Genomic DNA, 24,160 nt, shown 5'->3' with positions numbered 1-24,160 from the left:
CGGAGGTGCTTAGTAGTTGAGCCATAATGCGAGTTTGAAACCTGTGTGTTCGCGAACTGAATTCCGTTCAACTCCAATGACCCAGCTGGCTATACCGGTTTTCGGACGATAAATCAGCGAGGGCCGGGCGCTCCAATACCAAGGGCGACCCGGCTCGTATGACGTTTCGATTTGCAACAGAGGGTCGAAGCGCCGCCCCGATGACAGACCTGCAGTGAAATCCAGCTTTCGGATCAAGGCCTCATGCGTACGGTATTCCAGCGCTGTGTCGACTGCGATCCATCCCGGACCCAACCCGGTTCGGATACCTTTGCCATACGACAATGTGGTTTTATACATCGCCCAGGCGCCGTCCTGCCGGTGATGCAACCCGGCGCCGAATTCGGCGGCTATGCGCCCGGCTGAACCGAAATCAGCGACAGGGATTCGGGCAAAGACCAGGGCGTGGCCGTAAAGATCCTGATGTTCTTCAGCGTCCAGCCCGATTGTCAGATTTCGCCTGAACCCCCATTCAGCATAGAACGCCCCCTTGTACTTGTAGGCATCATCGTTTTCCCGGAATGCAGTGACCGAGGTCGCGGCAAAGAGTGAATCTTTCTCGCGCAACCATGCCCCGGCGTTACCCGGGCCGCAAAGCACGAAGGATAGCAAGAATATGAGAACCAGACGGGCCATGCGCGCAGCATCCGCGGACATGGTTAACGGATCGTTAGTTTCCTGTTCATCCTTGGGAAAGAAATTCTCCAAATCCCGGTTTTGGCTCAGGAAATAGATGGCGTTTGTGAAAGCTGTGTTAGGCTGGACCTGACAAAGTAGGAGGAGCCACATGCCGCAGATTTCCAAAAACAACAGCTATCAGACGGTCATTACTACCTTTGAGATGACCCCCGGAACCTGTCAGGATCTTCTTGAGGCGCTGACGGATGCCTATGCCCATTTCATTTCGAAACAACCCGGTTTCATCTCTGCAGGGCTGCATGTGAACGACGCGCAGACGCGCATTGCCAATTATTCACAATGGGAGCGGCGCGAGGATTTCCTGTCGATGTTGCGCACACCAGAAATGCGCGAGCGCAATCGCCGGATCAATGAGCTGTGCAAAAGCTTTGAACCCGTCATGTATGACGTGGCCGAGACATTTGGCGAGACCTGACCTGGATCAAGGCAGCGATGCAGGTTTACAGCGACGATGGCGGCGCAATGACGGAGATGTGCCATGTATCACAATATTCTAGTACCGATTTCCTTTGATGCCGAACGAGATACCTCGGCACCTTTGAAGCTGGCGCAGATGCTGGCGACGCCCGAGGCCAACGTGACATTGCTGCATGTGGTCGAGCATATCCCGGATTATGCGATTTCTTACATGCCCGCCGAGTATCTTTCCGAGGCCCGTAAAGCCATCCAGACAGAGTTGGACACGTTGGCGGCAAAGGTGCCCAACGCGCAGGGGCTGGTCGTGGAAGGCCATTCCGGGCGCACGATTCTGGATTGGGCCGAGGTGAACAAGCCCGACCTGATCATTATGGCATCGCATCGCCCCGGAATGCAGGATCTGCTGTTGGGATCAACCGCGACTCATGTCGTGCGGCACGCGAAATGCGCCGTGCATGTGGTGCGTTAAGGGATAATTTTTCGACCTCGGGCCCACGCGGCCATGGCTTTGCCACATAGGCATCGTATCACGGCCGGCATGAGCCCTAAGCGACCAAAAGAACAGACGACGCCCGGCCCGCGCCTGACCAGACGGCAGCGCAGGGCTGAGGCTGTGCGCCGCAAGGCTCTGTCTCCGATCCGGATTCTGATGATGGTGCTGGCCTTGCCCCTGACCACGGGGATGATCGCAATCGGGGTCTATATTCGGGTGAGCGACTATGACCGTCCCGAAGCCGTTGTGCATCTGGTAGCCATGGCTGGATGTGATGTCGTGCAAAAGCTCGTCCCCGGTCCGTTTTATGAGGGCGGTCCGGGATATCACAAACGCAACGATCCCGATGGCGATGGCGTGGCCTGTGGGCCATCCGCATCCCGCGCGGTTTCAAGCTTTGCGCAACAAGCTCCGACGATCACACCAGAGGTCGAGGCCCAGAAAGAGCGCACCGTCGGGACCGCCAAGTTCCTGAAACCCTGATCTGCATTTTGCGGGGATGCGCTCAGGACAGCGGAGCCTTGGCGCAGTCGCGAAAGAGGCGCACCTGGGGTGCGGCGCCATCCAGTGCGAACTCGGTCAACCTGTCTGGTGTAAAGGCATAGGCGGTCTGATTGTATTCTAGCCCATCCAAAACATTGCCGAACCCGGTGTCCGTCACGGTAAGGGATGCAGCGTTTCCCGACAACACATGACGTTCCGTAGCGATTTCGATGGGGTTCGGGCCGTCAAACCGCATGGCAAACCATGGGGTCTGGGTCCAGCCTTCGGCCTTGTGAGTGATGGTCAGGGTATAGAGCGGCTGAGCCGGGTCGTAGGTCAGGAAAATCTGTGCCGTGCTCGTGTCATGCGACAGGGTGCAAATTTGTCCGACCGTTGCCTCCCATGCGGTGGCTGGCGTGGCTAGGATGAGTGATAGCAGAATGACGCGCATGGGCGATTATTTAGCTGCTGATGGACCTCAGGCAAGAGTGGCGACCTGCCTTATCTCAACAGATTGGTGTCGCGCGAAACGGCCTGATTGTTCACTGCGTCGCGCGCCAGATCCTCGGTCTGCCCCCCGCGTATCCCCTGCACGACACGTTTCGCAATACTCGTGTTGGGCACGGTGTTCGGGTATGTCATGGCAACCATTTGGAAATACGGTTTGTGATCTCAAACGTGGCGGAGGGGACGCTGGGCTGCAACCTTGAAGTGTCAGGGCCTGCGTTTGGGTAAGGTGCTAGGTTGAAAATAGCCTGATTCCTCAAGTATCAATGCGAGATTTCAAGTCGCTATGTTACGTTGCGCGCGGCGCGGCCGTCCCGGTCACGTCTTATGGCAATTTCGCCAGGCGAGGGAGAAAAGTGATGTTTGCACGTATTACCCAATACAAAATGAGGCCCGGCACGCGCGAGGCGGCGACGGCGAAAATGAATGAATTGAAATCCGAAATCATGGGCATGCCCGGCATGCACAGCTTTACCAATGTGATGAACGAGGACGGCTCGGGCTATGTGATCTCGGTGGTCGAGAGCGAGGCGACCTCGAACGCGAACGCGCCCAAAGTGGCCGAGCTATGGGGCCATTTCGCCGAATTCATGGAAGGCCCGCCGACGCCGGTTGGGTATGATGTGATTGCCCATTGGGATAAGGGGTAAGCGATGGGGCGGGGATTTCCCCGCCCGTTATTATTTTGGCGCGGCTTGTAAGATGGGGCTTTACCCCATCATGCGCTTTGGTCGCCTCGGAGTGAAGGATTGGAAACCCATCCTACGACCATCAACTCATCATTTGATCGTGCGCATTGCAGATCAGTTCGACAAGAAATTGATCATTCAACCCCTCATCGTCAGACTTCAGGCTGAATTTGTATGTTCCATACCTTTGATTATAGCCCAGATAATCACACATAGACTCTTCGATTGATGCCAATGTTTCAGCTTCTTGAGGCAGCCTAACTTCAAGGACCATTGTAGATTTTCTGGGGTGAAAGACACAGAAGTTTCGCGAGCGACCGTCGATTTTAGGTCCAATGTAGTGTTTGGCGAAGTTGAGTTCTGAGTTTGGGATCTGGGCTTCCATCAGTTGAAAAATTCGCTCTACAACACCGATTGAAGCTGAAGACGCACGTTCAATCCAATATGAGCGATCTGTTTCAACGAACTCTTCGAGCTCTTTGTCGCTGCCATAGTATTCTTGCCGTGTATCCAAGATTTTGGAGAACATGATACTTAAACCGAGATTGCTTTTTGTAGCCGAAAGCTTCAGAGCAATTATCGGCACTGAATTTCCTAGCAACGTAATAACGTTAAAGAAGCGACCGGTGATTTCTTCTGCAATCAATACACAAACGTGATCGATTCCCTTGTAGCGCGAGCGCTGCAAGTCCCAATATTCTATTGCGCGAATAATGTGAGACGGGTCGGTTTTGCCAAGTTGAATTTCCACGCAAAAACGAGTCGGCTCACTGTCTTGAAGAAGAAGGTCTAGAAAGCCGCCACCAACCTGCGGCACTTCCGCTCCGATCAGATCCAATTCACCTAATCCGAGGCACCCGGGTGAAGATTTAATCAACTCTGCAATTTGTTTTTCGCTAACGCTTTTCTCGTTCTTGAGATTTATCTCTCTAAGTATTTCTAATTCCATACCTTTTTCCTATTTCGTGAGGATTCAATTCCTCACCGCTTCCGTCTCTTCACATTCCCACCCCGCTGCCCCGGCCTGCCAGCCGTTGACCGCCCGTGCGATTTCACTGCGTCTTCCGAGGCTTTTTCGACCGCCCATTGGCGCGCCATGGGGTCGTCGGCGACGGCGAGGTCGACCGCTTCCAGACGTTTGATCTCGTCCCGGATGTTGGCGGCCTCTTCGAATTCCAGGTTCTCGGCGGCTTTGCGCATTTGCTCGCGCAGGCCGTCCAGATGAGCCTCGAGGTTCGCGCCGTGCATCGGTTTGTCGATGGTGGCGGTGACGCGGTTCATGTCGACATCGCCTTCGTAGAGACCCGCCAGAACGTCCTCGACATTCTTCTTCACCGTCTCAGGCGTGATGCCGTGTTCTTCGTTATAGGCGAGCTGTTTGGCGCGGCGGCGGTTGGTCTCGCCCAGGGCGCGCTCCATCGAGCCGGTGATCTTGTCGGCATACATGATCACCCGGCCATCGGCATTCCGCGCGGCACGGCCGATGGTCTGGATCAGCGAGGTTTCCGAGCGCAGGAAGCCTTCCTTGTCGGCGTCCAGAATGGCGACCAGCCCGCATTCTGGGATGTCGAGCCCCTCGCGCAGCAGGTTGATCCCGACCAGCACGTCGAAGGCACCCAGCCGCAGGTCGCGCAGGATTTCGATACGTTCCAGCGTGTCGATATCCGAGTGCATGTAGCGGACTTTGATGCCCTGTTCGTGCAGGTATTCGGTCAGGTCCTCAGCCATGCGTTTGGTCAGCGTGGTGACCAGCGTGCGATAGCCATCGGCGGCGACCTTGCGCACCTCGTCCAGCAGGTCGTCCACCTGCATCGACACGGGGCGGATTTCGACCTCGGGGTCCAGAAGGCCGGTGGGGCGGATCACTTGTTCGGTGAAGACACCGCCGGTCTGTTCGATCTCCCACTTGGCCGGGGTGGCCGAGACAAAGATGGATTGCGGGCGCATGGCGTCCCATTCCTCGAACTTCAGGGGGCGGTTGTCCATGCACGACGGCAGGCGGAACCCGTGTTCGGCCAGCGTGAACTTGCGGCGATAGTCGCCCCGGTACATGCCGCCGATCTGCGGCACGCTGACGTGGGATTCGTCGGCAAAAACGATGGCGTTGTCGGGGATGAATTCGAACAGGGTCGGGGGTGGTTCGCCCGGTGCGCGACCGGTCAGATAGCGCGAGTAGTTCTCGATGCCGTTGCAGACGCCGGTGGCTTCGAGCATCTCCAGATCGAAGTTGGTGCGCTGTTCCAGACGTTGGGCTTCCAGCAGTTTGCCTTCGCCCACCAGTTGGTCCAGCCGGATGCGGAGTTCCTTTTTGATGCCGATGATGGCCTGCTGCATCGTTGGTTTCGGCGTCACGTAGTGGGAGTTCGCGTAGACACGCACATGCTCCATTGTGGCGGCGCGTTCGCCGGTCAGCGGATCGAATTCGGTGATCTGTTCCAGTTCTTCGCCGAAGAAGGAAAGCTTCCACGCGCGGTCCTCAAGGTGGGCGGGCCAGATTTCCAGACTATCCCCGCGCACCCGAAACGACCCGCGCTGAAATGCCTGATCGTTGCGGCGGTATTGCTGGGCGACCAGATCAGCCATCACCTGCCGCTGATCATATTCGTGACCCACCTTCAGGTCTTGTGTCATCGCGCCGTAGGTCTCGACCGAACCGATACCGTAGATGCACGAGACCGAAGCCACGATGATCACGTCATCACGTTCCAACAGCGCGCGGGTGGCCGAGTGGCGCATCCGGTCGATCTGTTCGTTGATCTGGGATTCTTTCTCGATATAGGTGTCCGAGCGCGGCACATAGGCCTCTGGCTGGTAATAGTCGTAGTAGGATACGAAATACTCGACCGAGTTCTCTGGGAAGAAGCCCTTGAATTCCCCGTACAGCTGCGCTGCCAGCGTCTTGTTTGGCGCCAGGATGATCGCAGGCCGCTGCGTTTCCTCGATCACCTTGGCCATGGTGAAGGTCTTGCCCGTCCCGGTCGCACCCAGCAGAACCTGATCTCGCTCACCATCATTCACTCCGCCTGCCAGCTCTTTGATCGCCGTGGGTTGGTCGCCTGCAGGATTGAACTCGGTATGCATGACGAACTGCTTGCCGCCTTCCAGCTTCAGGCGGGCGCGCACGTCCTCGGCAGTCAGTTGGGTTTTGTCGGAATGGGCGTATGGCATAGGCAAGCTCCGGGTCAGGCCCCTACATTTGTTCTTATTTTGTCCATCTGCAAGGTCAGATCTGGATTCATTTCCTGCTATGCGGTCCGGTGTTGAGCGTCAGGGTGCGTTTGAAGCTTCGCCGCCAAAGCGGACAGGTTCTCGGCCAGCACGCGGCCCATCATCATCTTCAACAGGGTTTGCCCCATCAACCAGCCGAGGGGGCCGTATTTCATGCGATAATCCATGCTCCAGATAACACGGCTGCGGGTGTCGGACAGCGGTGTGATGGCAATCGTTGCCTGCGCCTCGTGCAGAGGCATCGCCATCTGCGACAGCCGCACGGTGTAGCCTCGGTTGATCTGCCAATCCGTCACCTCTTCGACCAATGATGTGCCGTTCGCGAAGTGACACCGACGTTTCGATCCGACCCCATCCGATCCCTCGGTCAAAGCATCCACCGATGTCACCTGCGGAGCGAAGTCGTCGATATGCATGAAGCGGCTGAGGATAGCCCATATGTCCTCAGGTCGAGCGTTGATGTCGAGGTGGCGTTCGTGGTGAATCATCTAGCTGTCCTTTTCTCGGGTTCGTGCCGTAAATAGCTCCACCTGATGACAGTTCCTGACATCAATATTTCCATGACATCCGCGACAATTGTCATCTTGTCCCGGCGCGCGCTCTGACGCATAAACAGCTTCAGCCAAGTGAGTACGGAGAGGCGACATGCGCGCACGGATTTACCAGCCTTCGCGAAACGCGATGACCTCGGGGATGGCCAAGACCCGTAAGTGGGTTCTGGAGTATGCTCCTGCGTCGGCGCGTGAAGTTGATCCGCTGATGGGCTGGACCTCATCCAACGATACGCAAACTCAGGTGCGCCTTAAGTTTGATACCAGGGAAGAGGCGTTGGACTATGCCAAGGACAATGGCATCGAGGTGCAGGTCAGCGAGCCGCATAAACGCAAGCCGAACCTGCGCGCGCGTGGCTATGGGGAGAATTTCGCGACTGACCGGCGCACGCCCTGGACACACTAAGTGATCGAAATCCGCGAAGCCGACCCGACATCGGACGCCTTGCGCCCGCTGGTCGAGGCGCATTTCGCCCATAGCGAAACGGCTGGACCGGCCGAGAGCAACCATACCATGGATGCCGCGTCACTTGCTGGTCCGGGGATTCGTTTCTGGGCGCTGTATGAATCAGGCAAACCTTTGGGTTGCGGCGCGCTCAAGGCTTTGCCGGATGGCACGGCGGAGGTGAAATCGGTTCATATCCTGTCCTCCGCGCGAGGACGAGGGCTGGCACGCGTGATGATGATTCATCTGGCGGATCTGGCCCGTACCGAAGGCACTACGGCGCTGGTTCTGGAAACCGGCGCGGCCCATTTACCCGCCTATGACGCCGCGCGTCGGCTCTATGAATCATTGGGCTACGGCTATTGCGACCCGATCCATGGCTACGAGCCCGATCCGAACAGTGCTTTCATGCGCTTGGCCCTTGAACCCGGGTCGTAAAAACCGCAAGAAGGGCGCAGCGGTCCCTTAGCTCAACTGGATAGAGCAGCTGACTTCTAATCAGCAGGTTGAGGGTTCGAGTCCTTCAGGGATCGCCATCAAACTTGGATTTTGACCGTATATCTCCGTTGATGTGCATTCGGATTGGGCCGCGGAATTGCTGGCATCGACGATCAATCGGATCGACTGATGCAGGAAAGCTACAGGTCAAGCGTCGAACCAAATTCGAAACGGTCGTAAGACACGTGCCTAAGCGATTATGCGCCGTGCACGCGGCAACATTCCGCAACGTAAAGAAAGCCTCTCTTTTCGGCGCTCACGCATTGCCGTAAGCCAAGCATGCTGAATTTGGTGGGGGCCAAGATGAAACTCAGTGCGTTGGAAGTTGTCTGCATAATTCTGGCAAGCGTCGTGGCGTTTGCCGGGTTTATCGGTGCCGCAAGTGCCCTGATTTCGGCTGTCTGAAAACGGCCTGGATCGATAGCGGTAGAGCGCCGTCTACGACTGTTAAGGCCGATACTGCCGAACACCGAAGAATGATCCCCGGTGGTGCATCTCAAGCGCATTAACAAAAACTAATTTGGATTGAAGGCCGTCCGTAACCAACTCAGGAGATGAACGGACACGGAGGTTTCAGGATGTTCGACAGCAAATCTATCTTTGCTGCCGGTGGGTATGATGGCGATGACCAGATCAGCAGGATCGGCAAGCTCACCATGACATCAGCGGCCAATACTGCGGAGCTTGTTTTTGACACCCCTTGCGGGCGCGGTCAGGTGCGGATGTATATGCCAGCCGAATTAACGGCAGATGACCGTGCCGAAATGTTCGCACAGCTCGCTGAAATCGAGCGGGGTAAATCGGCCAGAAATAGCTGAAGCGTGAGCCTCTATCCGCGAACCCAGAGGCAATGCACCCAAAGTTTGATGGAATGGTGGGTGATGAGAGACTCGAACTCCCGACATCTTCGGTGTAAACGAAGCGCTCTACCAACTGAGCTAATCACCCGTGAGGGCTGATGTAGCCAAGGCTGCGCTTGGGTGCAAGAGGGTCTGGTAGAAATTCTTCACGATATCTTACGGCAGGCAGAAGATCAGGTTTTCTTACCTTCATCGTCGAGGACGCCTCAGGCAGCGGTTGGGACCATTCGGACTCTCCAAACCTTAGCGGATACATCTATGGGTTTGCTCAAAATGGGCGAAGTGTGTTGGCGCTTGGTAACGGAAATACTCATCCCTGTTCGGATGGAAATACACACCTGTTCGTGCAGCAATCTTAGGTCCATAGGCAAAGGGCCTTGCCTGCCCCATGTTGCCTCCGATATGCCCAGAGGGATTGCAACCCTCTGAACCGGAGGAACAGGATGCGCCGTCTGTTTGCGGCTTTGGCCATTTGCGCAACGCTTGCGGCCCCGGTTCGCGCCGAGGGCACGTTGGTGTTTGCTGCGGCGAGCCTCAAAACTGCGCTGGACGCCATTGCTTTGGGGTTTGAGGCTGAGACAGGGCAAGAGGTGACGATCTCTTATGCGGCCTCTTCGGTGCTGGCGCGGCAAATTCAGGCAGGGGCGCGGGCGGATATGTTCATCTCGGCCAACACGGACTGGATGGATGTGCTGCAGGAAGACGGCTTGATCGAAAACGCTTCGCGCGTGGATTTGCTGAACAACGGGTTGGTTCTGATAGGGGCCCCCGATGTTGACGCCGCCGCAATCGAGGTGGGTTTCGATTTGATCGCGCAGCTGGATGGCGGGTATTTGGCAATGGCGTTGGTTGATGCAGTGCCTGCGGGCATCTACGGCAAAGCCGCGCTTGAGCGGCTGGATTTGTGGAATGACGTTCAGCACCAGGTCGCCCAGACGGATAATGTACGCGCCGCGCTGGCGCTGGTGGCGGCAGGGGCTGCGCCGTTGGGCATAGTCTATCGTTCTGACGCAAAGGCCGAGGAACGGGTCGGCGTGGTCGGGGCTATCCCGGCAGAGTACCATCCCGCAATCGTCTATCCGGCGGCCCTGACCGTTTCGGCAATCCCTGAGGCACACGCGTTTCTGACCTATCTACAAAGTGATGCGGCGCAGGCAGAATTTCTGAGGCAGGGGTTCTCCCTGCCCGAAGGGTGACGGAATGGGCTGGCTGGGTCCGGCGGAGATGGAGGCGTTGCGCCTGTCGTTGCGTGTCTCGTTCTGGGCGACACTGATCACGCTGCCTTTTGGGATCTTCGTAGCCTATGCGCTGGCGCGCTGGCGTTTCCCGGGGCGGCAAGTGCTGAATGGTTTGGTGCATCTGCCTTTGATCCTGCCGCCGGTCGTAACCGGATATCTGTTGCTGTTGACCTTTGGTATTCAGGGGCCGTTGGGCAAACCGCTGTCCGAGATTGGCATTGTCTTTGCTTTCCGCTGGACCGGGGCAGCGCTGGCCGCCGGGATAATGGCCTTTCCACTGATGGTGCGTGCGATCCGTCTGTCGATTGAGGCGGTGGACCCCAAACTCGAACAGGCGGGCGCCACGCTCGGGGCCTCGCGACTGATGGTTTTTGGTACCGTGACGCTGCCGATGATCTTGCCCGGTGTCATTGCGGGCGCGATTCTGGCGTTTGCCAAAGCGATGGGAGAGTTCGGGGCTACGATCACCTTTGTCTCCAATATCCCCGGTCAGACGCAGACGCTGCCGTCGGCCGTCTATGCGTTCTTGCAGGTGCCGGGGGGCGAGGCGGCGGCAACGCGGTTGGTCATCATCTCAATCATCATCGCAATGGGTGCACTTCTGCTGTCGGAATATGTGGGCCGTCGTGTGGCCCAACGGGTGGCCGGAACATGAGGTTGTCCGTCCGTCTGAAACATCAACTACCGGGGATCTCACTGGACCTGGAATTCGACGCGCCTGCTGGCGTTACGGTCCTGTTTGGTCGGTCAGGTTCGGGCAAGACCACGGTCGTGAACGCGGTGGCTGGATTGCTGCGCCCCGAAGCGGGGCGTGTTGCGGTGGATGATTGGGTGTTGTTTGATACGGATCGTGACGTCTGGTTGCCGCCACATCGGCGGCGTCTGGGTTATATCTTTCAGGAAGGCCGCCTGTTTCCGCATTTGACCGTGCGCCAGAACCTGAGCTATGGCCGCTGGTTCGCCCCTCGTGGGGCACAGCGCGAAAATCCGGATCGCGTGATTGAGATGTTGGGCATTGGTCATTTGCTGAACCGCCGCCCCGCGATGCTGTCGGGGGGCGAGAAACAGCGCGTTGCCATTGGGCGGGCGCTGCTTGCCAGTCCGCGCCTGATCCTGGCCGATGAGCCGTTGGCGGCATTGGATGATGCACGCAAGGCTGAAATCCTGCCCTATTTTGAAAGGCTGAGGGACGAGGTCTCGGTCCCGATCCTTTATGTGACCCATTCAGCGGCCGAGGTTGCGCGGCTGGCGACATCTGTGGTGGCGCTACAGGATGGGCGTGCTGTGCGCCATGGTCCGGCGTCCGAGGTTTTGGCCGATCCGTCGGTTGCCCCTGCCGGGGTCCGAGCGGTGGGCGCGGTGTTACAGGTCCGCGTTGCGGCGCATCACGACGATGGCCTCTCCGAATTGGATGCGGGCGGTGCGCGCCTGTTCCTGCCCCGCATCTCTCATAAGATCGGAGAGGAATTGCGTATCCGTATTCCTGCGCAGGAAGTGATATTGTCAAACAAACCGCCCGAGGGGCTGTCGGCACTGAACATACTGTCCGGCCAGATCGAAGCGATCCGCGCGGGCGAGGGGCCGGGGGCCATCGTATCGGTGAACACTCCCGCCGGGGTGGTTCTGGCGCGGGTGACCCGACGCTCTGTCGCGGCTCTGGGCCTGCAAGTTGGTAGCGTGTGCCATGCAGTGATCAAAACTGTCGCGCTGGCACCGCAGGATGTTGGCGGTCGGGTGGAGCTGCGTTAACTCAACGCCCGAACCTCATGCTCTCGCAGTATACGTCGAGCGGCACGCCCGAACCCTTGGGCACCGGCGTCGCCCGGGAAGATCTCCGATAGCTCTTGCAGCGCCTCAGACGACAGGGTGTGAAGGCTTTCCTCACCCAGATACAGGCTTTCGGCATAAGCGCCTTCGGCGACAAGAATTTCGTGCCGGTCCAGAAGGATGTGCAGATACTCGACGGGCGTATCGCTGGTATCGATCTCGATACCGGGCCACGCACACAAGTGCTTGGCCGCGATCAAGACCTCGGGCGTCCCGAACAACAATTCAACCTTAGGTCCGCGAAGCAGAATGCGATGCTGCTGCGATACCAACAGGTCCCGCGCCGGGGTGCCGGGGCCAAGACTTTCCGCAGCCACGCGCACGGGCCGCATGGCCGGGTTAGCACGCAGCCGCTCAGGTGTCAGAGCGCTGCATTCGATCCAGCGTATCGGCTGCAATCCGTGATCAAGCGTGGTGACTTCATCATCCACGCGCAAGGTTTCGATGGCACGTGCGCCTTTTGCGGTCTCGATCAGGGTTCCGGAGGTGAAGCAGACACCCTCGATCGTGATGTCAACGATCTGGGTTTGTGTGCCGGAGAAGGTAAAGAGCCCGTTGTCGAAGGTCGCCGTCACCGTGACCTCGAATGAATCTGGCACGATGTCACCATCATCAAGACTGTCGAAGAAGGTGGGATCGACGGTGTAGGTCCACTCACCAGTGTCTGGATCGATTGAAGCGGTGCCAAAATCCGGTGGGTCAGAGATCGCCCAACTGGCCTCGGTGAAGGTGCCGAAATCCGACGTTGCTGTTACGTCGAGATCGCCAGAAGCCACGTTGGGAGGAAAGCCGGTTACGTCGCCGGTGATGGTGCCGCTGATCGTTACGTTCGATGTCATGGCCTACCCGTTCTCTTGTTCCAGCAGACTTGCAAATTCGGTTGTACGGTAGAGCCGCATATGCACCTGGTGCTGCGCGTCGCGGGTCCATTCTACGATGCGTTTGGTCGACATATCACTGCTGAGGCGGTTGGTGCGCACGCGCGGATGGGGGATTTCACGCTTCAACATGCTAACCATCTGGCGCGTTTGCCCGAATGGCGCAACCATGTCGACGATCCAGAAGGATGGTCCGCTGGTGAAATCGGCATCGGTCAGAGGTTCTTCCCGCACCGCATAGCGATATTCGGCTTCGGGGCTGAGCCCTGCAAAGGTCACGAAGCCGCGCGGGAAGCCATTTTGACGGAAGATGTGATATTGCCCCAGCCTGAGGGGTGTTTCAAAGGCGTGCAGAACCTGTGCCAAGCTACGGTTGCGGTGTGTTTTAGTCAGCGCTGCCAGATAGAACAACGCGCCGAAATCGGCATATTTTTCGGGCGAAAGATCAAACCAATCTTTTGGGAACGGTTTCTGCACTGACCATCCTGCAAATGCGTATACACCAGATCATAGCGTGCATCATATTCAATGAAAGGATTTTCATGGCGGGCGGCAGAGATGAAACCGAAATGGACGTCTTGGTCGAGTCAATTATATTGTTCTGATGTATTTCTATTTGAATTCATGCTCTGCTGCTGCGGGCCATGCTAGGGAAAAGGGTATTCACTATGCGTTTTTTGAAACTCACCTGCGTGATGGCAATTGTTCTGATGCCAGTTGTTGCGCAAGCCGTCGGCGTTGGTTTCGGCGTCCGGCCCGCGTTTCGGACAACAGTGACACCGCTGCAGGACGGCACCTTTGAGGTCGCTGCCATCGGATCTTCGGCGCCCGTCGCCTATTGGTGCGGGATCGGAGATTATGCGATCCGCACATTGCGGACGCCGTCCAACCAACGCATCTATATCTCAAAGCCTTATGAGAGGGGCGTTCGCACCGTGCAATTCTCGCTTACGCCACCTGAAGGGGCCGAGAACGTCTCAACCTATTCCGTAACCGTAAAAACTGTGGGTGCCAGCATGACGGCTGCCTCGGCGCAGGGGTATTGCTGGGACAACTTCATAGATATGGGCTTTTAGCCATCAGACCCATTTTGCCAGCGGCGGCAAGCTCATCAGGACTGCCTCCGGATCGTGCCCGGTCTCCAAGCCAAACTTGGTGCCCCGGTCATAGACCAGATTGTATTCGGCATAGAGCCCACGATGCACCAATTGTGCGTCCTTATCGGCGTCGTCAAAGCTCTGCACCCGGCGTTTTTGGACCAGTGGCAGAAAGGCGGGCAGGAAAGCCCGGCCTATATCTTGCGTCAGGGCAAAATCAGCCTGCCAGTCGCCGGTGCAGTAGTCATCCATGAAGATACCGCCGACGCCCCGCGCACGCTTGCGGTGCGGAATATAGAAATATTCGTCGGCCCAGTCCTTGAGGCGCGGGTAATGCCCTGGCCCGTGCGGGTCCAGGTGGGCCTTCTGGGTGGCGTGGAAATGGGCGGTGTCCTCATCGTATTCGATGCAGGGGTTCAGATCGGACCCGCCGCCGAACCACCAGGCGTGTGGGGTCCAGAACATCCGCGTGTTCATGTGGACGGCAGGCACATGCGGGTTCTGCATATGCGCCACCAGACTAATGCCCGAGGCCCAGAACCGCGGGTCGTCCTTCATACCCGGAATGCCTTTGCGCGCGGCCATGGCGTTCTGCGCACGTTCGCCTAGCGTGCCATAAACGGTTGATACATTGACGCCTACTTTTTCGAATACGCGGCCGCCGCGCATCACAGACATCAGACCTCCGCCTGCGTCCGAGCCATCGTCGGACTGGCGTTGCGTCTCTTTCACCTCGAACCGGCCCGGTTCGGCCTGCGAGAAAGGACCGGTGTCGTGGCTGTCTTCCAGCGCCTCAAACGCGGTGACGATCTCATCCCGCAACTGGCGGAACCAGGCAGAGGCGGTGGCTTTTTCAGTGTCAAACATCAGGATCAATGGGCCGGGGCTGCGACGGGGTCCAGCAGCGTGCGGCCTCCGTCAATGGTGAGGATTTGTCCGGTCATGAAGCCAGCAGCGTCCGAGGCCAGGAATTGCGCGGTTTCGACCAACTCGTTCGGGGCGGCGATCCGGGCGAGCGGCGTGTGTTTTTCGATATCGACACGGAAGTCGCGGTTTTCTTTCAGCGTGGACTGCAACGAGGCACTCATCACCGATCCAAGCGCGATCGAGTTCACCCGGATGCGGCTCGGCGCAAGCGCCACGGCCAGCGAACGCGTCATCTGATCCAAGGCGGCCGTCGAGACGGAATAGGCCATCAGGTCCGGGTGCGTGCGGCGTGCAGCAATCGAGGACAGATTGATGATCGATCCGGCGGGGTTCTCATCATCGCCATCGGCTTGTTTGATAAAGCGCTTGGCGACCAGTTGGCTCAGCCGCAACGCGGGCATCAGGTTCTGATTCAGCAAGATGCGCACCGAGTCGTCATCACTGTCCAGCGGGTCCGACGGGATCACCTGCCGTGCGCCGTTGATCAGGATATCGACCTGATCGAACGCATCCAGTGTGGCTGAAAGAAGATTGGCGATGGTCAGCTTCTCGCGCAGGTCTCCGGCGAAGTAACGGATGTTACTGTCATCGGCCTGTTCGCCCAGCTCTTCGGACAGGCGTTTTTCGTCCATATCTGCGAACATGACATTGGCTCCCGCATCGGCAAAGTGCCGTCCGATGGCCAGCCCGATGCCGTTTGCACCGCCTGTGACGATTGCGGTTTTGCCCGCGATGGAAAAGGACATGCGAATCCTCCTGAGTTCTGGCGCAGGTTAACGGGCCCTACCTGCGAGGGCGAGAGGCATGGAACACCTTGAACCGGTTGTCTCCTGCGATTTCTTCGACCTGCGCGAAGGCCTCGGTCAGTGTGGCTTCGTAAGGAAGGTGGCGATTGGCGACCATCCACAGGTTGCCATTTCGTGTCAGATTGCGCGCTGCACTGGCGATAAAGCCCTGACCCAGGGCCGGATCGGCACTGCGCGAGGTATGAAAGGGCGGGTTCATGACCACCATATCCAGCGGCTCGGGCGCAGTCCAAGTGGTGGCGTCGGCCCAATGAAACTGCGCGCGTGGGTCCGGCACATTGGAACGGGCGCAGGTGAGGGCGGTGTGATCGGCCTCAACCAGATGTAGGCTATGCAGCGTATCGTCGATCAGGTTGGCGGACAGAAAGCCCCAGCCCGCGCCCAGATCAGCGATGCGCGCACCGCGTTTCGCCGGTAGAGATTTCAGCAGCAGCGCAGAGGCAGGGTCGATACCGTCAGCGGAAAACACGCCGGGTGCTGTCTGGAAGCCGTCGACCATCTGGCCCTCGGGCGCGGCCCAGTCGGCAAACGCATCCGCATTGGACTGAAACCAGAAAATCTTGCCATGCGCCTTCGAGATCGGCCCTTCGACCGCAACGCGCTTGCGGATGTCTTTCAACAGGCTGTCCACGCCATTGGTTTTGGCCCCGTCTACCACCACCACGCCGCTGGCGCGGCTGCAGGCCTGATGGACCAACGCACGGGCCAGCGCTTTGGCGCGAGGCAGAAAGACGATGGCATCCTGACAGGGCGCATCGCTTTCGGGTGTGGCTGCAAAGCCTTGGGCGGCAAAGTGATCGTGAAAGGGTTTGAACGGCTGCACCACCTGCGTCTCATGCGCCAGATCCGTCAAATCTTGGTCGGTGGCCGGGGCCAGAACAGTCAGCGGCTGCGACAGGCTGAGCCCGCTGTTCAGGGCTAGATCGAGACGAGGGGACATGATGGGCAAACCCGGCTGCGGACGCGCGTTATTCTTCGCGTTCCATGGTGCATTGCAGAGGGTGCTGGTGCCGGCGGGCAAAGTCCATCACCTGACCCACTTTGGTCTCGGCGATCTCATGGCTGAACACGCCAACCACCGCAACACCTTTCTTGTGCACGGTCAACATGATCTCGAACGCCTGAGCGTGAGTCATGCCGAAGAACCGCTCCAGCACATGAACGACAAACTCCATCGGTGTGTAATCGTCATTCAGCAACAAAACCTTATACAGAGGCGGACGCTTGGTCTTGGGACGCGTCTGCACCAGGACCGACGTTTCGTCGCTCTCGTCATCCTTGTCGGACATGATCCACTGGTCTTGGCGCATTGCTGTAAGAGAATCCCGATTCACGCTTCGGTTTGTTTCAGGGCTTATATAACGTCACCATTGCCAGAGAAAAGAGCTACGAGTCGGAATCGCTATGCAGGACAAGCTGACCACAATCGGGTTCGATGCCGATGATACGCTCTGGCATAACGAACGGTTTTTTCAATTAACGCAGGCATACTTCGCCGAGCTGCTGGCAGATCATGCAGAACGCGATCATCTGATGGAGCGTCTGCTGGCCGCTGAAAAGCGTAATATCCGGCACTATGGCTATGGCATCAAGGGCTTCATCCTTTCGATGATCGAAACCGCGATTGAAGTGACCGAAGACCGGGTTCCGGCTGGGGTAATCCGCCAATTGATCGAAGCTGGCCAAGAGATGCTGGCCCATCCCATCGAATTGCTGCCCCATGCCCGCGAGGCCATCGAGGCGGTGGCTGAGACGCACAGGGTCCTGCTGATCACGAAAGGAGATTTGATCGATCAGGAGCGCAAGCTGGCGCAATCCGGTCTGGGTGAGCTGTTTGACGGAGTTGAAATTGTGTCCGAGAAATCGGCAGCGACCTATGCGTCAATCTTTACCCAGCATGGCGATGGCCCCGAGGCGGCGATGATGGTGGGCAACTCGATGCGGTCCGATGTGGTGGCTTCGATTCAGGCCGGATGTTGGGGCGTGTATGTGCCGCATGGGCTGGTCTGGGAAATCGAGCAGGCAGAGGTGCCGGCCGCCAGCCCTCGATTCTGTGAATTGCGCGATTTGGGCGATCTTGCGGCGCTGGTTGCGCGGATTTCCTGACCTGTTGCCGTTTCGCCTCAGTTGCCGGAAAATTGTATCGACGCTCTGCCCGATTTCTGGCGCAATCGCCGGTTTGGTAGATAGAGCGACGAGTTCCACAAGATATGGCGTTGCGACTTCCGGGATTGTGATCGCTGCGCCCCGAGCTTTCGGTTTCTTTAAATCAGTCTCTGTGTTAGCCTGCGAGATATAAAGAAAAGAATTGCCGACCGGGAAAACCCGGCGGTGCGAGGCAGACAGAGGCAAAGATCGTGCAGATTCGGCGGACAGTTCCGGCCCGAATGGGCTTATTCCTTATAGCATTCCTGTGGCTGCTTTCTTTTGCGCCACTCCAGGGCCTTGCGGCCCCTTACGCGGCAATGGTCATTGACGCGCGCACGGGTGAGGTGCTGCATTCGCGCAATGCCGACACGCGGCTGCATCCGGCATCGCTGACCAAGATGATGACGCTGTATATCGCGTTCGAGGCGGTCCGAAACGGTGAGATCACACTGGACACTCAGGTACGCATCACCAAGGCGGCAGCGGCAGAGCCACCTTCCAAGCTGGGGCTTCGGTCGGGGCAGAAGATTGCCTTCCGCTATCTGATCCGTGCGGCAGCGGTGAAATCGGCCAACGACGCCGCGACCGCAATCGGCATCACGCTCAGCGGGTCCGAGGCGGCCTTTGCGCGCCGCATGACCCGCACCGCCAAAGCGATGGGAATGAGCCGGACGACCTTCAAGAATGCCCATGGCCTGACCGAGTCGGGGCATTTGTCGACCGCGCGCGACATGACCACGCTGGGACGGCATCTGCTGTATGATTATCCGCAATACTACAATCTGTTCTCGCGCCAATCGACAAATGCCGGGATCAAAACCGTTCCGAATACCAACCGCCGCTTGCTGGCGGCTTACAAAGGCGCGGACGGAATCAAGACCGGCTATACCCGCGCGGCTGGTTTCAATCTGGTCGCCTCGGCCAAGCGCAAGGATGAACGTATCATCGCCACTGTCTTTGGTGGCAAATCGGGTGCATCGCGTAACGCCCGTGTGGCCGAACTGTTGGATATGGGTTTCCGCCGTGCCCCCTCGCGTGCGCCAATCCGCAAGCCTGCACGCCCGGCCTATGCTGGGAATGCAGGGGTAGGGGCGGTTCAGGTTGCTGCGGCCGGTGCACCCAAGACCAGCCTGCGCCCGGTGCTGCGTCCGGTTGCAGCCGTGCAGGTGGCAGGCTCGGTGGCCGAGACCGCCGAGAAGAACCGCACGCGGATTCAGGATGGTATTGCCGCAGCCATTGCGCAGGCAGATGTTGCACCATCTGAGGCAACAACACGCCCCGAAGCGCGTCCTGACGATGTGGTGCTTGCCTCTGCTGCGCCCGCGAAACAGCCAGAGCCCGAACAGGAGGTTGTAACGCGCCTGTCGACCTCAGGCGGGCATCTTTGGGGTGTCAACGTGGGCCGCTATACAACCCGGTATGAGGCCGAGAAGGTTCTGTTGAAAACTGCCCTGTCGGAAATGACCACCCTGGAAGGCACGCTGCGCAAGGTGAACCAGAGTTCGCGCGGTTTTGATGCTACATTTCAGGGCATGACCCGCGAACAGGCAGATTTGGCCTGCCGCCGGTTGCAAGCACGAAATGTCACTTGTTTCATGATCGGGCCGTCATAAGACCCGGCATATTCTCTCCTGGATGGGCCTGGGCTGCGATCACTTCGCAGCCCTTTTTTGTTACCCCGTCAGTCGAATACGTGGCCGTGCTGGTATTGTTCGTCCTGACCCGCAGCGGCTGTCAGCGCGGCCACATTATCTTTGGTAAAGAACCCGTCATAGTGATGGCAGCGTTCGATATATTCGGTAATCAGCAGCGTGTTCTTGGAGTGTTTCGAGAAAATCTGCTTCAGGTTCGGGTCGTCTTTGCACTCGCCCACCACATGGGCCAGAAACGGCACGCCTTTGTCTTTGAGTGTGTTGACCACGAAGTCGACATTCTTTTCGCCCGCGCCATGATCGCCGTCCTGGATTTCGACCGCCATATGGTGCAGGCGCCGTCCGAAGTTGCGCACGAAATCCTCGGTCGGCATGGGCAGCTTGGCGAAGGAATTCACGAAGGAAGGCGTGTTATTGGCCGTGAACACCTTTGCGGGGGATTTCTTGTCGTCATCCACATTGGCATTGCGGTTCACATTGGTCGACGAGTTCATGTCGAATATGTTGTACGCCCCCCAGAAGTAATAGGGGACCATGGTCAGAAATTCGAGGATCGCGTCCTCACGCTCGCCCGCCAGAACGCGGGTGGCGAGGTGGTCGATGCCCAGCATCAGCGGCGCGATCTTGCTGTCTGTGCCAAATGCTGCGGCCTGATCCAGCCGCGCCTGTTCTGCATCGCTCAGCAGCACCCGATCGCCCAATCCCAGACTGTCGGTGTCGTTGAAATCCAGCGTCGAGTATCCCACCCGATTGCAGGTGAAATCTGAAGGCGTAGTGAAACGGAAACCGTCCAGCGTGTAGAACGGGTTCTCGGTGTCGCCAGAATATTCGAACCGAATATTCTGATCCTCAAGCGTTCCGGTCAGCGCTTTCAGATCGGTGGCCCCGTAAATTTCGCCCACATAACGCGTTTGCGGAGTGCCGCGTGCCAGAGGGTACATGCGGTTGATGCGGGGAATGAAATCCTCGAACGCGGGGCTGAGTGGGGCCATCAGGATCAACGCTGGGTAATCGGAGTGCGAATGCATCACCGAGAACTTGTGTGTCTGACCCAGATAGCTGGCCGTGTGGCGATATGGGGTCATTACATAAAGCTCGATCAAAGTGTCGAACAACGCATCGGGTTCAACCTGAATGACAATCGCACGCATTGCGTCAACCTGATCTGCAATACCCGAGCTGGCGCGGCGCTCGTAAATTTTCGGCAGATATTCGGTGAAGAAGTCCGAGTTCTTCTTGTCGCCCCGGGGTTCATAAGACATCAGATCAAAAGACATTGGCGCACCTCCTTGTGCGGTCTCGTGCAGATTTGTGGCAGTCGGAACATACACTTGCAATTCATGCTAGGCGCTTAGGCCTGCACGGGCAACAGTCTGCACTTGGGGTTTGAACCTGACGCAAAGATGACTAAGGCATGAATTTCGTGACCTCGACACCGCCCTCGATCAGGTTCTCACGCACCGACCGCGCGATCTGAACCGCCGTCGGACCGTCGCCATGCAAGCAGATCGTATCGATTGAAGTCTCAAGCCGCTTACCGGATTCGGTTATGATCGCGCCCTCTTTTACCATGTCCAGAATACGCGGCCCCGCCAGTGCGGGGTCATGAATAACCGCCCCCGGCAGGGACCGATCCACCAGCGTGCCATCATCATTGTATGCACGGTCGGCAAAGATTTCGCCGACCCATTTGCAGCCTAGCTCACGTACGGCTTCTTCCTGTTTGGTGACCGCCAGCACCATGATGATGATGTCCGGGTCCACATCCAGTGCGCCCTGATAACAGGCCCGTGCCATATCGATATCGACCGAGCACATATTGGCCAGCGCCCCGTGCAATTTAAGATGCCGCACTTCGGTGCCGACCGCCTTGGCCATGCCAACGGCCGATCCCAACTGATAGCGCACCAGATTTCGCAAGCTTTCGTGGGGCACTTTCATGTTCCGCCGCCCGAACCCCTGCAAATCAGGAAAGCCGGGGTGCGCGCCGATGCCAACGCCGTTTTCGGCTGCCAGAGCCATGGTCTTGGCCATCACATCCGGATCTCCGGCGTGAAAACCACAAGCGATATTGGCCGAAGTGATGATCCTCAGAAGGCTCTCATCATCGCCCATGTTCCATGGGCCAAAACTTTCCCCCATATCGGCATTCAGATCGACGCTCGGCATCGCGATAACTCCCTAGTCAGTGGCGGAGATCATTCCGCTGATCAATTGGTAGGACAAAAGGTCCGGAATGTCGTGTGGATCGCGGACCAGAGGTTCAACACGACCCGGCAAGCGCGCAAGGTCAGCCTCGAAAGCGGCTTGCAGTGCTGAGGCCTGTTCCAGCGATACGAATTCGAACTGAATTTGACCGTGCGCCGGGGTTTGTGCCGCGCGGGGCAGATCACAGGGCAGGACGGTTGCGATGCGCGGATAACCTCCGGTGGTCTGGCATTCGGGCAGCAGGATAAAGGGCGCACCGGTGCCGGTCATCTGTATGTCGCCGGGGGTGATGACCTCGGACAGGATGTTCAGCTGACCTCTGGCTGCGAACCCGTCATCATCGCTGTCCAATTGCATGCCCATGCGGTTGGCCCGTGCGCCCCGTTGAAATGTCGTTTGCGTGAACCGCCCCAGTGTCTCGTCATCAAACAGCGCGGTTTGAAAGCTGGCGATCACCCGCAGGCCCCCACCAGAGAAACGATCATCCAAGCGCAGTTTCAGGCCTGTTTTGCCCGTTCCGGCTGCAGGCAGGTGATCTCCCACCTGAACGGCACGCCCGATTCTGGCGGTCAGATGGGCCGAACGAGATCCCAACATGACGTCGGCTTCAATTCCACCACCCAGATGCAGGTACCCATAACTACCTTGCAGCACCGACCCGATCACCAACCGCTGTCCGGCCTCCATCTGATGAGATGCATTCCACGCAACCGGGCTGCCATCGATGCTGGCTTGCATCGGCGCTCCGGTCAGGGCGATGGCGGTGGACGCAGTCGCTTCGAACTCACCGCCCATCCCCGCCATTTCCAGAGCGGCACAGGCAGGGTTCTGTCCCAACAAAGCTGCTCCTTCGTACAACGCCGATACATCCGCCGCACCCGAGCGCGACAGACCCTGATCCAGATATCCGGTACGTCCTTGATCTTGAATGGTGCAGGCGGGACCAATGTGATGAACGATCAGACTCATGCCGTGATCTCCTCGCAGGTTGCGCCGCCTGTCCCGTCGGTGCATGTCGCCCGGATATTTTCCAGATCATCGCGCGAGACCGAGACGAATTGCATCTCATCACCGGGGTTGAGCGCAAAGCTTTGCTCCATGTCAGGCCGAAAGCACCTGAATGCGGTCTGTCCGACATGGCGCCATCCGGTGGGCGTGGGCCCCGAGAACAACACAAATTGCGAAATGGCCAGAACCAGCGCTCCTTCGGGCACCATTGGCGTTAACTCCTTCATACGCGGAATGTTGAACTCCGGTCCCAACGGGCCAAGATACGGCTGCCCCGGTGCAAACCCAATTGTCAGAACCCGCACGCGCGTCTCGCTGAGTCGTTTGATCGCTTCTGCCGGATCCAATCCTGCTGCCGCCGCCGCGTCTTCCAGCTGTGGCGCAAGATCGGTGCCGTAGACCGTTGGCACTTTCCAGAACCGTCGCCCGGTTGGCAGCGGCGCGTGATACCAGTCGCGACTATCCAATAGAGAGTGCAGCTGGGCTTCGATATCTTGATGCGACACCTGTGATGGGGTGAACCGAACGTAGGCAGATGCCAGCGAGGCCGAGGTTTCAAGCACACCGTCTAGCTGTAACATCTCAACAGCCCCTCGGAATGCTAAGGCAGCGCGGTTTGATGGCTCAGACATGGTTTCAGCAAATGTCACCAGCAGCCCGTCAAATCCGACGGTTCGCATCAAGGGGAATCGAGGGTCAGGTGTCATGTCACGTTCGCGGATTTATAGTTTGTGCGTTGAGGAGACCTGAGCCTATCCGCAGAGAATGCGCAAGGCCTTGCAAGGCTGGCGGGTGTCGCGCCGAACTGAACCGATTGGGGTAGCGATTCTGAACTTGAAAATGAATCGGTTTTCGCAATCGAGTCGGATCAGTCTTGTGGCGAGTTTGGAAGTTCTCACTATATATAGGGGTCGAGCAGACAGGCTCCGAACGTCGAGCGGGACGGCCAGACGCCTGAGTGGTCGATTTCGGCAAGCTTCTTCGCAACTGCGTCTCGTCAAACATTTGATATAATTGTGTAAAACATGATTTTGCAGTTTTTTGCGAGTTTCTTGAATTTTCCACTTGCGCGTTGAATGCGTAAGGCATAGAACGCCCTTCACCGGCGCTGCTGAGGTGGTTGTTGGGACGCTGGGAACGGCGGAGACGGGCCGGAGAGACGGTTGGACGCTCGGGAGAGACTGGGGGCATCTGAGGTTTGGATTTGGGCGGTGGCGCTGAGTGATTGGCGTTATGGTCTGGTTTTTGGGTCTTGGGTGTTTGTTCTTTGACATTGATGGATAACTGAAGAGATATGTGGGCGGTTTGGTTCGTTTCGACGGATTGAATGTCTGTATATCGCGCTCTTAGGTTCGATGCCTGCGCTCAAGTAGCGTAAGCGGTAGCGCCGATTATAGAGTGTCAGCTTCACTGTTTGAGTGGTTCACCGGTTTCTTATGAAACCAGTGTACATCAAACAGAT

General features: G+C 57.9%; 30 protein-coding genes and 2 tRNA genes. 15 read left to right on the top strand and 17 right to left on the bottom strand.

Annotated elements, in window-relative coordinates; genetic code table 11:
* Nucleotides 1–9: 9 nt before the first annotated feature.
* Nucleotides 10–675 carry a hypothetical protein gene (locus ACR3EM_RS11460; RefSeq protein WP_480470817.1) on the bottom strand — a complete coding sequence of 222 codons (666 nt, stop codon included), beginning with the start codon at nucleotides 673–675 and terminating at the stop codon, nucleotides 10–12.
* A gap of 151 nt (nucleotides 676–826) precedes the next feature.
* Here ACR3EM_RS11460 and ACR3EM_RS11455 point away from each other — a divergent pair, with 151 nt between their 5' ends.
* From ACR3EM_RS11455 to ACR3EM_RS11445, 3 genes are all read left to right on the top strand, one after another.
* On the top strand, nucleotides 827–1,153 hold the full coding sequence (locus ACR3EM_RS11455) for an antibiotic biosynthesis monooxygenase family protein (RefSeq protein ID WP_480470816.1): 327 nt from the start codon (nucleotides 827–829) through the stop codon (nucleotides 1,151–1,153).
* A 63-nt stretch (nucleotides 1,154–1,216) separates the two neighbouring features.
* Entirely contained in the window at nucleotides 1,217–1,624 is a 408-nt protein-coding gene (locus ACR3EM_RS11450; RefSeq protein WP_480470815.1) for a universal stress protein, read from the top strand.
* A 69-nt stretch (nucleotides 1,625–1,693) separates the two neighbouring features.
* Complete coding sequence (locus ACR3EM_RS11445) at nucleotides 1,694–2,131, top strand: excalibur calcium-binding domain-containing protein (protein ID WP_480470814.1); 438 nt, start codon at nucleotides 1,694–1,696, stop codon at nucleotides 2,129–2,131.
* Nucleotides 2,132–2,153: 22 nt separating this feature from the next.
* Here ACR3EM_RS11445 and ACR3EM_RS11440 read toward each other — a convergent pair whose 3' ends face one another.
* A complete protein-coding gene (locus tag ACR3EM_RS11440) occupies nucleotides 2,154–2,582 on the bottom strand; it encodes a hypothetical protein (protein ID WP_480470813.1) in 429 nt (142 codons plus the stop codon).
* Nucleotides 2,583–2,632: 50 nt separating this feature from the next.
* On the bottom strand, nucleotides 2,633–2,773 hold the full coding sequence (locus ACR3EM_RS11435) for a hypothetical protein (RefSeq protein WP_480470812.1): 141 nt from the start codon (nucleotides 2,771–2,773) through the stop codon (nucleotides 2,633–2,635).
* Between the two features lie 224 nt (nucleotides 2,774–2,997).
* Between ACR3EM_RS11435 and ACR3EM_RS11430 the strand changes: the two genes are divergently transcribed.
* Entirely contained in the window at nucleotides 2,998–3,288 is a 291-nt protein-coding gene (locus ACR3EM_RS11430; RefSeq protein WP_480470811.1) for an antibiotic biosynthesis monooxygenase family protein, read from the top strand.
* Between the two features lie 121 nt (nucleotides 3,289–3,409).
* Here ACR3EM_RS11430 and ACR3EM_RS11425 read toward each other — a convergent pair whose 3' ends face one another.
* The 3 genes from ACR3EM_RS11425 to ACR3EM_RS11415 form a co-directional block, all read right to left on the bottom strand.
* On the bottom strand, nucleotides 3,410–4,276 hold the full coding sequence (locus ACR3EM_RS11425) for a hypothetical protein (RefSeq protein WP_480470810.1): 867 nt from the start codon (nucleotides 4,274–4,276) through the stop codon (nucleotides 3,410–3,412).
* Between the two features lie 32 nt (nucleotides 4,277–4,308).
* Nucleotides 4,309–6,495, bottom strand: coding sequence for an excinuclease ABC subunit UvrB (gene uvrB / locus ACR3EM_RS11420; protein WP_480470809.1), 2,187 nt, complete (start codon nucleotides 6,493–6,495; stop codon nucleotides 4,309–4,311).
* A 77-nt stretch (nucleotides 6,496–6,572) separates the two neighbouring features.
* Complete coding sequence (locus ACR3EM_RS11415) at nucleotides 6,573–7,043, bottom strand: SRPBCC family protein (protein WP_480470808.1); 471 nt, start codon at nucleotides 7,041–7,043, stop codon at nucleotides 6,573–6,575.
* A gap of 157 nt (nucleotides 7,044–7,200) precedes the next feature.
* On the opposite strand from ACR3EM_RS11415, the gene ACR3EM_RS11410 reads away from it, so the two are divergent.
* The 5 genes from ACR3EM_RS11410 to ACR3EM_RS11390 all read left to right on the top strand — a co-directional run bounded on the left by ACR3EM_RS11410 (nucleotide 7,201) and on the right by ACR3EM_RS11390 (nucleotide 8,867).
* Nucleotides 7,201–7,512 carry an ETC complex I subunit gene (locus ACR3EM_RS11410; RefSeq protein ID WP_480470807.1) on the top strand — a complete coding sequence of 104 codons (312 nt, stop codon included), beginning with the start codon at nucleotides 7,201–7,203 and terminating at the stop codon, nucleotides 7,510–7,512.
* Nucleotides 7,513–7,989, top strand: coding sequence for a GNAT family N-acetyltransferase (locus ACR3EM_RS11405; protein WP_480470806.1), 477 nt, complete (start codon nucleotides 7,513–7,515; stop codon nucleotides 7,987–7,989). It abuts the gene before it with no gap.
* A 21-nt stretch (nucleotides 7,990–8,010) separates the two neighbouring features.
* Nucleotides 8,011–8,087: transfer RNA gene (locus tag ACR3EM_RS11400), tRNA-Arg, on the top strand.
* A 241-nt stretch (nucleotides 8,088–8,328) separates the two neighbouring features.
* Nucleotides 8,329–8,454 carry a hypothetical protein gene (locus tag ACR3EM_RS11395; protein ID WP_480470805.1) on the top strand — a complete coding sequence of 42 codons (126 nt, stop codon included), beginning with the start codon at nucleotides 8,329–8,331 and terminating at the stop codon, nucleotides 8,452–8,454.
* A 173-nt stretch (nucleotides 8,455–8,627) separates the two neighbouring features.
* A complete protein-coding gene (locus tag ACR3EM_RS11390) occupies nucleotides 8,628–8,867 on the top strand; it encodes a hypothetical protein (protein WP_480470804.1) in 240 nt (79 codons plus the stop codon).
* Nucleotides 8,868–8,921: 54 nt separating this feature from the next.
* Here the strand turns inward: ACR3EM_RS11390 and ACR3EM_RS11385 are convergent.
* Nucleotides 8,922–8,997 (bottom strand) — tRNA-Val (locus ACR3EM_RS11385).
* A 355-nt stretch (nucleotides 8,998–9,352) separates the two neighbouring features.
* Between ACR3EM_RS11385 and modA the strand changes: the two genes are divergently transcribed.
* From modA to modC, 3 genes are read left to right on the top strand one after another with little or no spacing between them, the layout of a single operon-like run.
* Nucleotides 9,353–10,105, top strand: coding sequence for a molybdate ABC transporter substrate-binding protein (gene modA / locus ACR3EM_RS11380; RefSeq protein WP_480470803.1), 753 nt, complete (start codon nucleotides 9,353–9,355; stop codon nucleotides 10,103–10,105).
* 4 nt (nucleotides 10,106–10,109) lie between these two features.
* The gene (gene modB / locus ACR3EM_RS11375; protein WP_480470802.1) at nucleotides 10,110–10,802 is read left to right on the top strand and encodes a molybdate ABC transporter permease subunit; all 693 of its coding nucleotides are present in this window, start codon (nucleotides 10,110–10,112) and stop codon (nucleotides 10,800–10,802) included.
* The gene (modC, locus tag ACR3EM_RS11370; protein ID WP_480470801.1) at nucleotides 10,799–11,896 is read left to right on the top strand and encodes a molybdenum ABC transporter ATP-binding protein; all 1,098 of its coding nucleotides are present in this window, start codon (nucleotides 10,799–10,801) and stop codon (nucleotides 11,894–11,896) included. The genes modB and modC overlap by 4 nt, the downstream gene beginning before the upstream one ends.
* Here modC and ACR3EM_RS11365 read toward each other — a convergent pair.
* The gene (locus tag ACR3EM_RS11365; protein WP_480470800.1) at nucleotides 11,893–12,813 is read right to left on the bottom strand and encodes a Hint domain-containing protein; all 921 of its coding nucleotides are present in this window, start codon (nucleotides 12,811–12,813) and stop codon (nucleotides 11,893–11,895) included. The genes modC and ACR3EM_RS11365 overlap by 4 nt on opposite strands.
* A gap of 3 nt (nucleotides 12,814–12,816) precedes the next feature.
* Complete coding sequence (locus ACR3EM_RS11360) at nucleotides 12,817–13,329, bottom strand: toxin-activating lysine-acyltransferase (protein WP_480470799.1); 513 nt, start codon at nucleotides 13,327–13,329, stop codon at nucleotides 12,817–12,819.
* 191 nt (nucleotides 13,330–13,520) lie between these two features.
* On the opposite strand from ACR3EM_RS11360, the gene ACR3EM_RS11355 reads away from it, so the two are divergent.
* On the top strand, nucleotides 13,521–13,928 hold the full coding sequence (locus ACR3EM_RS11355; RefSeq protein WP_480470798.1) for a hypothetical protein: 408 nt from the start codon (nucleotides 13,521–13,523) through the stop codon (nucleotides 13,926–13,928).
* Between the two features lie 3 nt (nucleotides 13,929–13,931).
* On the opposite strand, the gene hemF is transcribed toward ACR3EM_RS11355, so the two are convergent.
* From hemF to clpS, 4 genes are read right to left on the bottom strand one after another with little or no spacing between them, the layout of a single operon-like run.
* Nucleotides 13,932–14,816: an oxygen-dependent coproporphyrinogen oxidase gene (hemF, locus tag ACR3EM_RS11350; protein ID WP_480470797.1), complete on the bottom strand. Its 885-nt coding sequence runs from the start codon at nucleotides 14,814–14,816 to the stop codon at nucleotides 13,932–13,934.
* Between the two features lie 5 nt (nucleotides 14,817–14,821).
* A complete protein-coding gene (locus tag ACR3EM_RS11345; protein WP_480470796.1) occupies nucleotides 14,822–15,622 on the bottom strand; it encodes an SDR family NAD(P)-dependent oxidoreductase in 801 nt (266 codons plus the stop codon).
* Between the two features lie 37 nt (nucleotides 15,623–15,659).
* A complete protein-coding gene (locus tag ACR3EM_RS11340) occupies nucleotides 15,660–16,622 on the bottom strand; it encodes a class I SAM-dependent methyltransferase (protein WP_480470795.1) in 963 nt (320 codons plus the stop codon).
* Between the two features lie 28 nt (nucleotides 16,623–16,650).
* Nucleotides 16,651–16,992, bottom strand: coding sequence for an ATP-dependent Clp protease adapter ClpS (clpS, locus tag ACR3EM_RS11335; RefSeq protein WP_480470794.1), 342 nt, complete (start codon nucleotides 16,990–16,992; stop codon nucleotides 16,651–16,653).
* A gap of 94 nt (nucleotides 16,993–17,086) precedes the next feature.
* Here clpS and ACR3EM_RS11330 point away from each other — a divergent pair, with 94 nt between their 5' ends.
* Nucleotides 17,087–17,788: an HAD family hydrolase gene (locus tag ACR3EM_RS11330; protein ID WP_480470793.1), complete on the top strand. Its 702-nt coding sequence runs from the start codon at nucleotides 17,087–17,089 to the stop codon at nucleotides 17,786–17,788.
* Nucleotides 17,789–18,069: 281 nt separating this feature from the next.
* On the top strand, nucleotides 18,070–19,443 hold the full coding sequence (locus ACR3EM_RS11325) for a D-alanyl-D-alanine carboxypeptidase family protein (protein ID WP_480470792.1): 1,374 nt from the start codon (nucleotides 18,070–18,072) through the stop codon (nucleotides 19,441–19,443).
* Nucleotides 19,444–19,511: 68 nt separating this feature from the next.
* Here the strand turns inward: ACR3EM_RS11325 and ACR3EM_RS11320 are convergent, their stop codons facing one another.
* The 4 genes from ACR3EM_RS11320 to ACR3EM_RS11305 all read right to left on the bottom strand — a co-directional run bounded on the left by ACR3EM_RS11320 (nucleotide 19,512) and on the right by ACR3EM_RS11305 (nucleotide 23,405).
* Nucleotides 19,512–20,759, bottom strand: coding sequence for a hypothetical protein (locus ACR3EM_RS11320; RefSeq protein WP_480470791.1), 1,248 nt, complete (start codon nucleotides 20,757–20,759; stop codon nucleotides 19,512–19,514).
* A 130-nt stretch (nucleotides 20,760–20,889) separates the two neighbouring features.
* A complete protein-coding gene (locus tag ACR3EM_RS11315) occupies nucleotides 20,890–21,651 on the bottom strand; it encodes a LamB/YcsF family protein (RefSeq protein WP_480470790.1) in 762 nt (253 codons plus the stop codon).
* A gap of 12 nt (nucleotides 21,652–21,663) precedes the next feature.
* The gene (locus tag ACR3EM_RS11310) at nucleotides 21,664–22,659 is read right to left on the bottom strand and encodes a 5-oxoprolinase subunit C family protein (RefSeq protein WP_480470789.1); all 996 of its coding nucleotides are present in this window, start codon (nucleotides 22,657–22,659) and stop codon (nucleotides 21,664–21,666) included.
* The gene (locus ACR3EM_RS11305; protein ID WP_480470788.1) at nucleotides 22,656–23,405 is read right to left on the bottom strand and encodes a 5-oxoprolinase subunit B family protein; all 750 of its coding nucleotides are present in this window, start codon (nucleotides 23,403–23,405) and stop codon (nucleotides 22,656–22,658) included. The genes ACR3EM_RS11310 and ACR3EM_RS11305 overlap by 4 nt, the downstream gene beginning before the upstream one ends.
* Between the last annotated feature and the right edge of the window lie 755 nt (nucleotides 23,406–24,160).

This window comes from Ruegeria sp. AH3 (assembly GCF_056536265.1).
This window is presented reverse-complemented; position numbering and strand designations above follow the sequence as displayed.

What these genes read in the sequence shown, in the direction of transcription:
- ACR3EM_RS11460 (WP_480470817.1), bottom strand. Translation starts at nt 675, where the DNA reads ATGGCCCGTCTGGTTCTCATATTCTTGCTATCCTTCGTGCTTTGCGGC.
- ACR3EM_RS11410 (WP_480470807.1), top strand. Translation starts at nt 7,201, where the DNA reads ATGCGCGCACGGATTTACCAGCCTTCGCGAAACGCGATGACCTCGGGG.
- ACR3EM_RS11455 (WP_480470816.1), top strand. Translation starts at nt 827, where the DNA reads ATGCCGCAGATTTCCAAAAACAACAGCTATCAGACGGTCATTACTACC.
- ACR3EM_RS11365 (WP_480470800.1), bottom strand. Translation starts at nt 12,813, where the DNA reads ATGACATCGAACGTAACGATCAGCGGCACCATCACCGGCGACGTAACC.
- ACR3EM_RS11395 (WP_480470805.1), top strand. Translation starts at nt 8,329, where the DNA reads ATGCTGAATTTGGTGGGGGCCAAGATGAAACTCAGTGCGTTGGAAGTT.
- ACR3EM_RS11440 (WP_480470813.1), bottom strand. Translation starts at nt 2,582, where the DNA reads ATGCGCGTCATTCTGCTATCACTCATCCTAGCCACGCCAGCCACCGCA.
- ACR3EM_RS11445 (WP_480470814.1), top strand. Translation starts at nt 1,694, where the DNA reads ATGAGCCCTAAGCGACCAAAAGAACAGACGACGCCCGGCCCGCGCCTG.
- ACR3EM_RS11425 (WP_480470810.1), bottom strand. Translation starts at nt 4,276, where the DNA reads ATGGAATTAGAAATACTTAGAGAGATAAATCTCAAGAACGAGAAAAGC.
- ACR3EM_RS11320 (WP_480470791.1), bottom strand. Translation starts at nt 20,759, where the DNA reads ATGTCTTTTGATCTGATGTCTTATGAACCCCGGGGCGACAAGAAGAAC.
- ACR3EM_RS11330 (WP_480470793.1), top strand. Translation starts at nt 17,087, where the DNA reads ATGCAGGACAAGCTGACCACAATCGGGTTCGATGCCGATGATACGCTC.
- ACR3EM_RS11305 (WP_480470788.1), bottom strand. Translation starts at nt 23,405, where the DNA reads ATGACACCTGACCCTCGATTCCCCTTGATGCGAACCGTCGGATTTGAC.
- ACR3EM_RS11355 (WP_480470798.1), top strand. Translation starts at nt 13,521, where the DNA reads ATGCGTTTTTTGAAACTCACCTGCGTGATGGCAATTGTTCTGATGCCA.
- modC (WP_480470801.1), top strand. Translation starts at nt 10,799, where the DNA reads ATGAGGTTGTCCGTCCGTCTGAAACATCAACTACCGGGGATCTCACTG.
- ACR3EM_RS11450 (WP_480470815.1), top strand. Translation starts at nt 1,217, where the DNA reads ATGTATCACAATATTCTAGTACCGATTTCCTTTGATGCCGAACGAGAT.
- modB (WP_480470802.1), top strand. Translation starts at nt 10,110, where the DNA reads ATGGGCTGGCTGGGTCCGGCGGAGATGGAGGCGTTGCGCCTGTCGTTG.
- ACR3EM_RS11390 (WP_480470804.1), top strand. Translation starts at nt 8,628, where the DNA reads ATGTTCGACAGCAAATCTATCTTTGCTGCCGGTGGGTATGATGGCGAT.
- modA (WP_480470803.1), top strand. Translation starts at nt 9,353, where the DNA reads ATGCGCCGTCTGTTTGCGGCTTTGGCCATTTGCGCAACGCTTGCGGCC.
- ACR3EM_RS11325 (WP_480470792.1), top strand. Translation starts at nt 18,070, where the DNA reads ATGGGCTTATTCCTTATAGCATTCCTGTGGCTGCTTTCTTTTGCGCCA.
- ACR3EM_RS11340 (WP_480470795.1), bottom strand. Translation starts at nt 16,622, where the DNA reads ATGTCCCCTCGTCTCGATCTAGCCCTGAACAGCGGGCTCAGCCTGTCG.
- ACR3EM_RS11435 (WP_480470812.1), bottom strand. Translation starts at nt 2,773, where the DNA reads ATGACATACCCGAACACCGTGCCCAACACGAGTATTGCGAAACGTGTC.
- ACR3EM_RS11315 (WP_480470790.1), bottom strand. Translation starts at nt 21,651, where the DNA reads ATGCCGAGCGTCGATCTGAATGCCGATATGGGGGAAAGTTTTGGCCCA.
- clpS (WP_480470794.1), bottom strand. Translation starts at nt 16,992, where the DNA reads ATGCGCCAAGACCAGTGGATCATGTCCGACAAGGATGACGAGAGCGAC.
- ACR3EM_RS11415 (WP_480470808.1), bottom strand. Translation starts at nt 7,043, where the DNA reads ATGATTCACCACGAACGCCACCTCGACATCAACGCTCGACCTGAGGAC.
- hemF (WP_480470797.1), bottom strand. Translation starts at nt 14,816, where the DNA reads ATGTTTGACACTGAAAAAGCCACCGCCTCTGCCTGGTTCCGCCAGTTG.
- ACR3EM_RS11310 (WP_480470789.1), bottom strand. Translation starts at nt 22,659, where the DNA reads ATGAGTCTGATCGTTCATCACATTGGTCCCGCCTGCACCATTCAAGAT.
- ACR3EM_RS11345 (WP_480470796.1), bottom strand. Translation starts at nt 15,622, where the DNA reads ATGTCCTTTTCCATCGCGGGCAAAACCGCAATCGTCACAGGCGGTGCA.
- uvrB (WP_480470809.1), bottom strand. Translation starts at nt 6,495, where the DNA reads ATGCCATACGCCCATTCCGACAAAACCCAACTGACTGCCGAGGACGTG.
- ACR3EM_RS11430 (WP_480470811.1), top strand. Translation starts at nt 2,998, where the DNA reads ATGTTTGCACGTATTACCCAATACAAAATGAGGCCCGGCACGCGCGAG.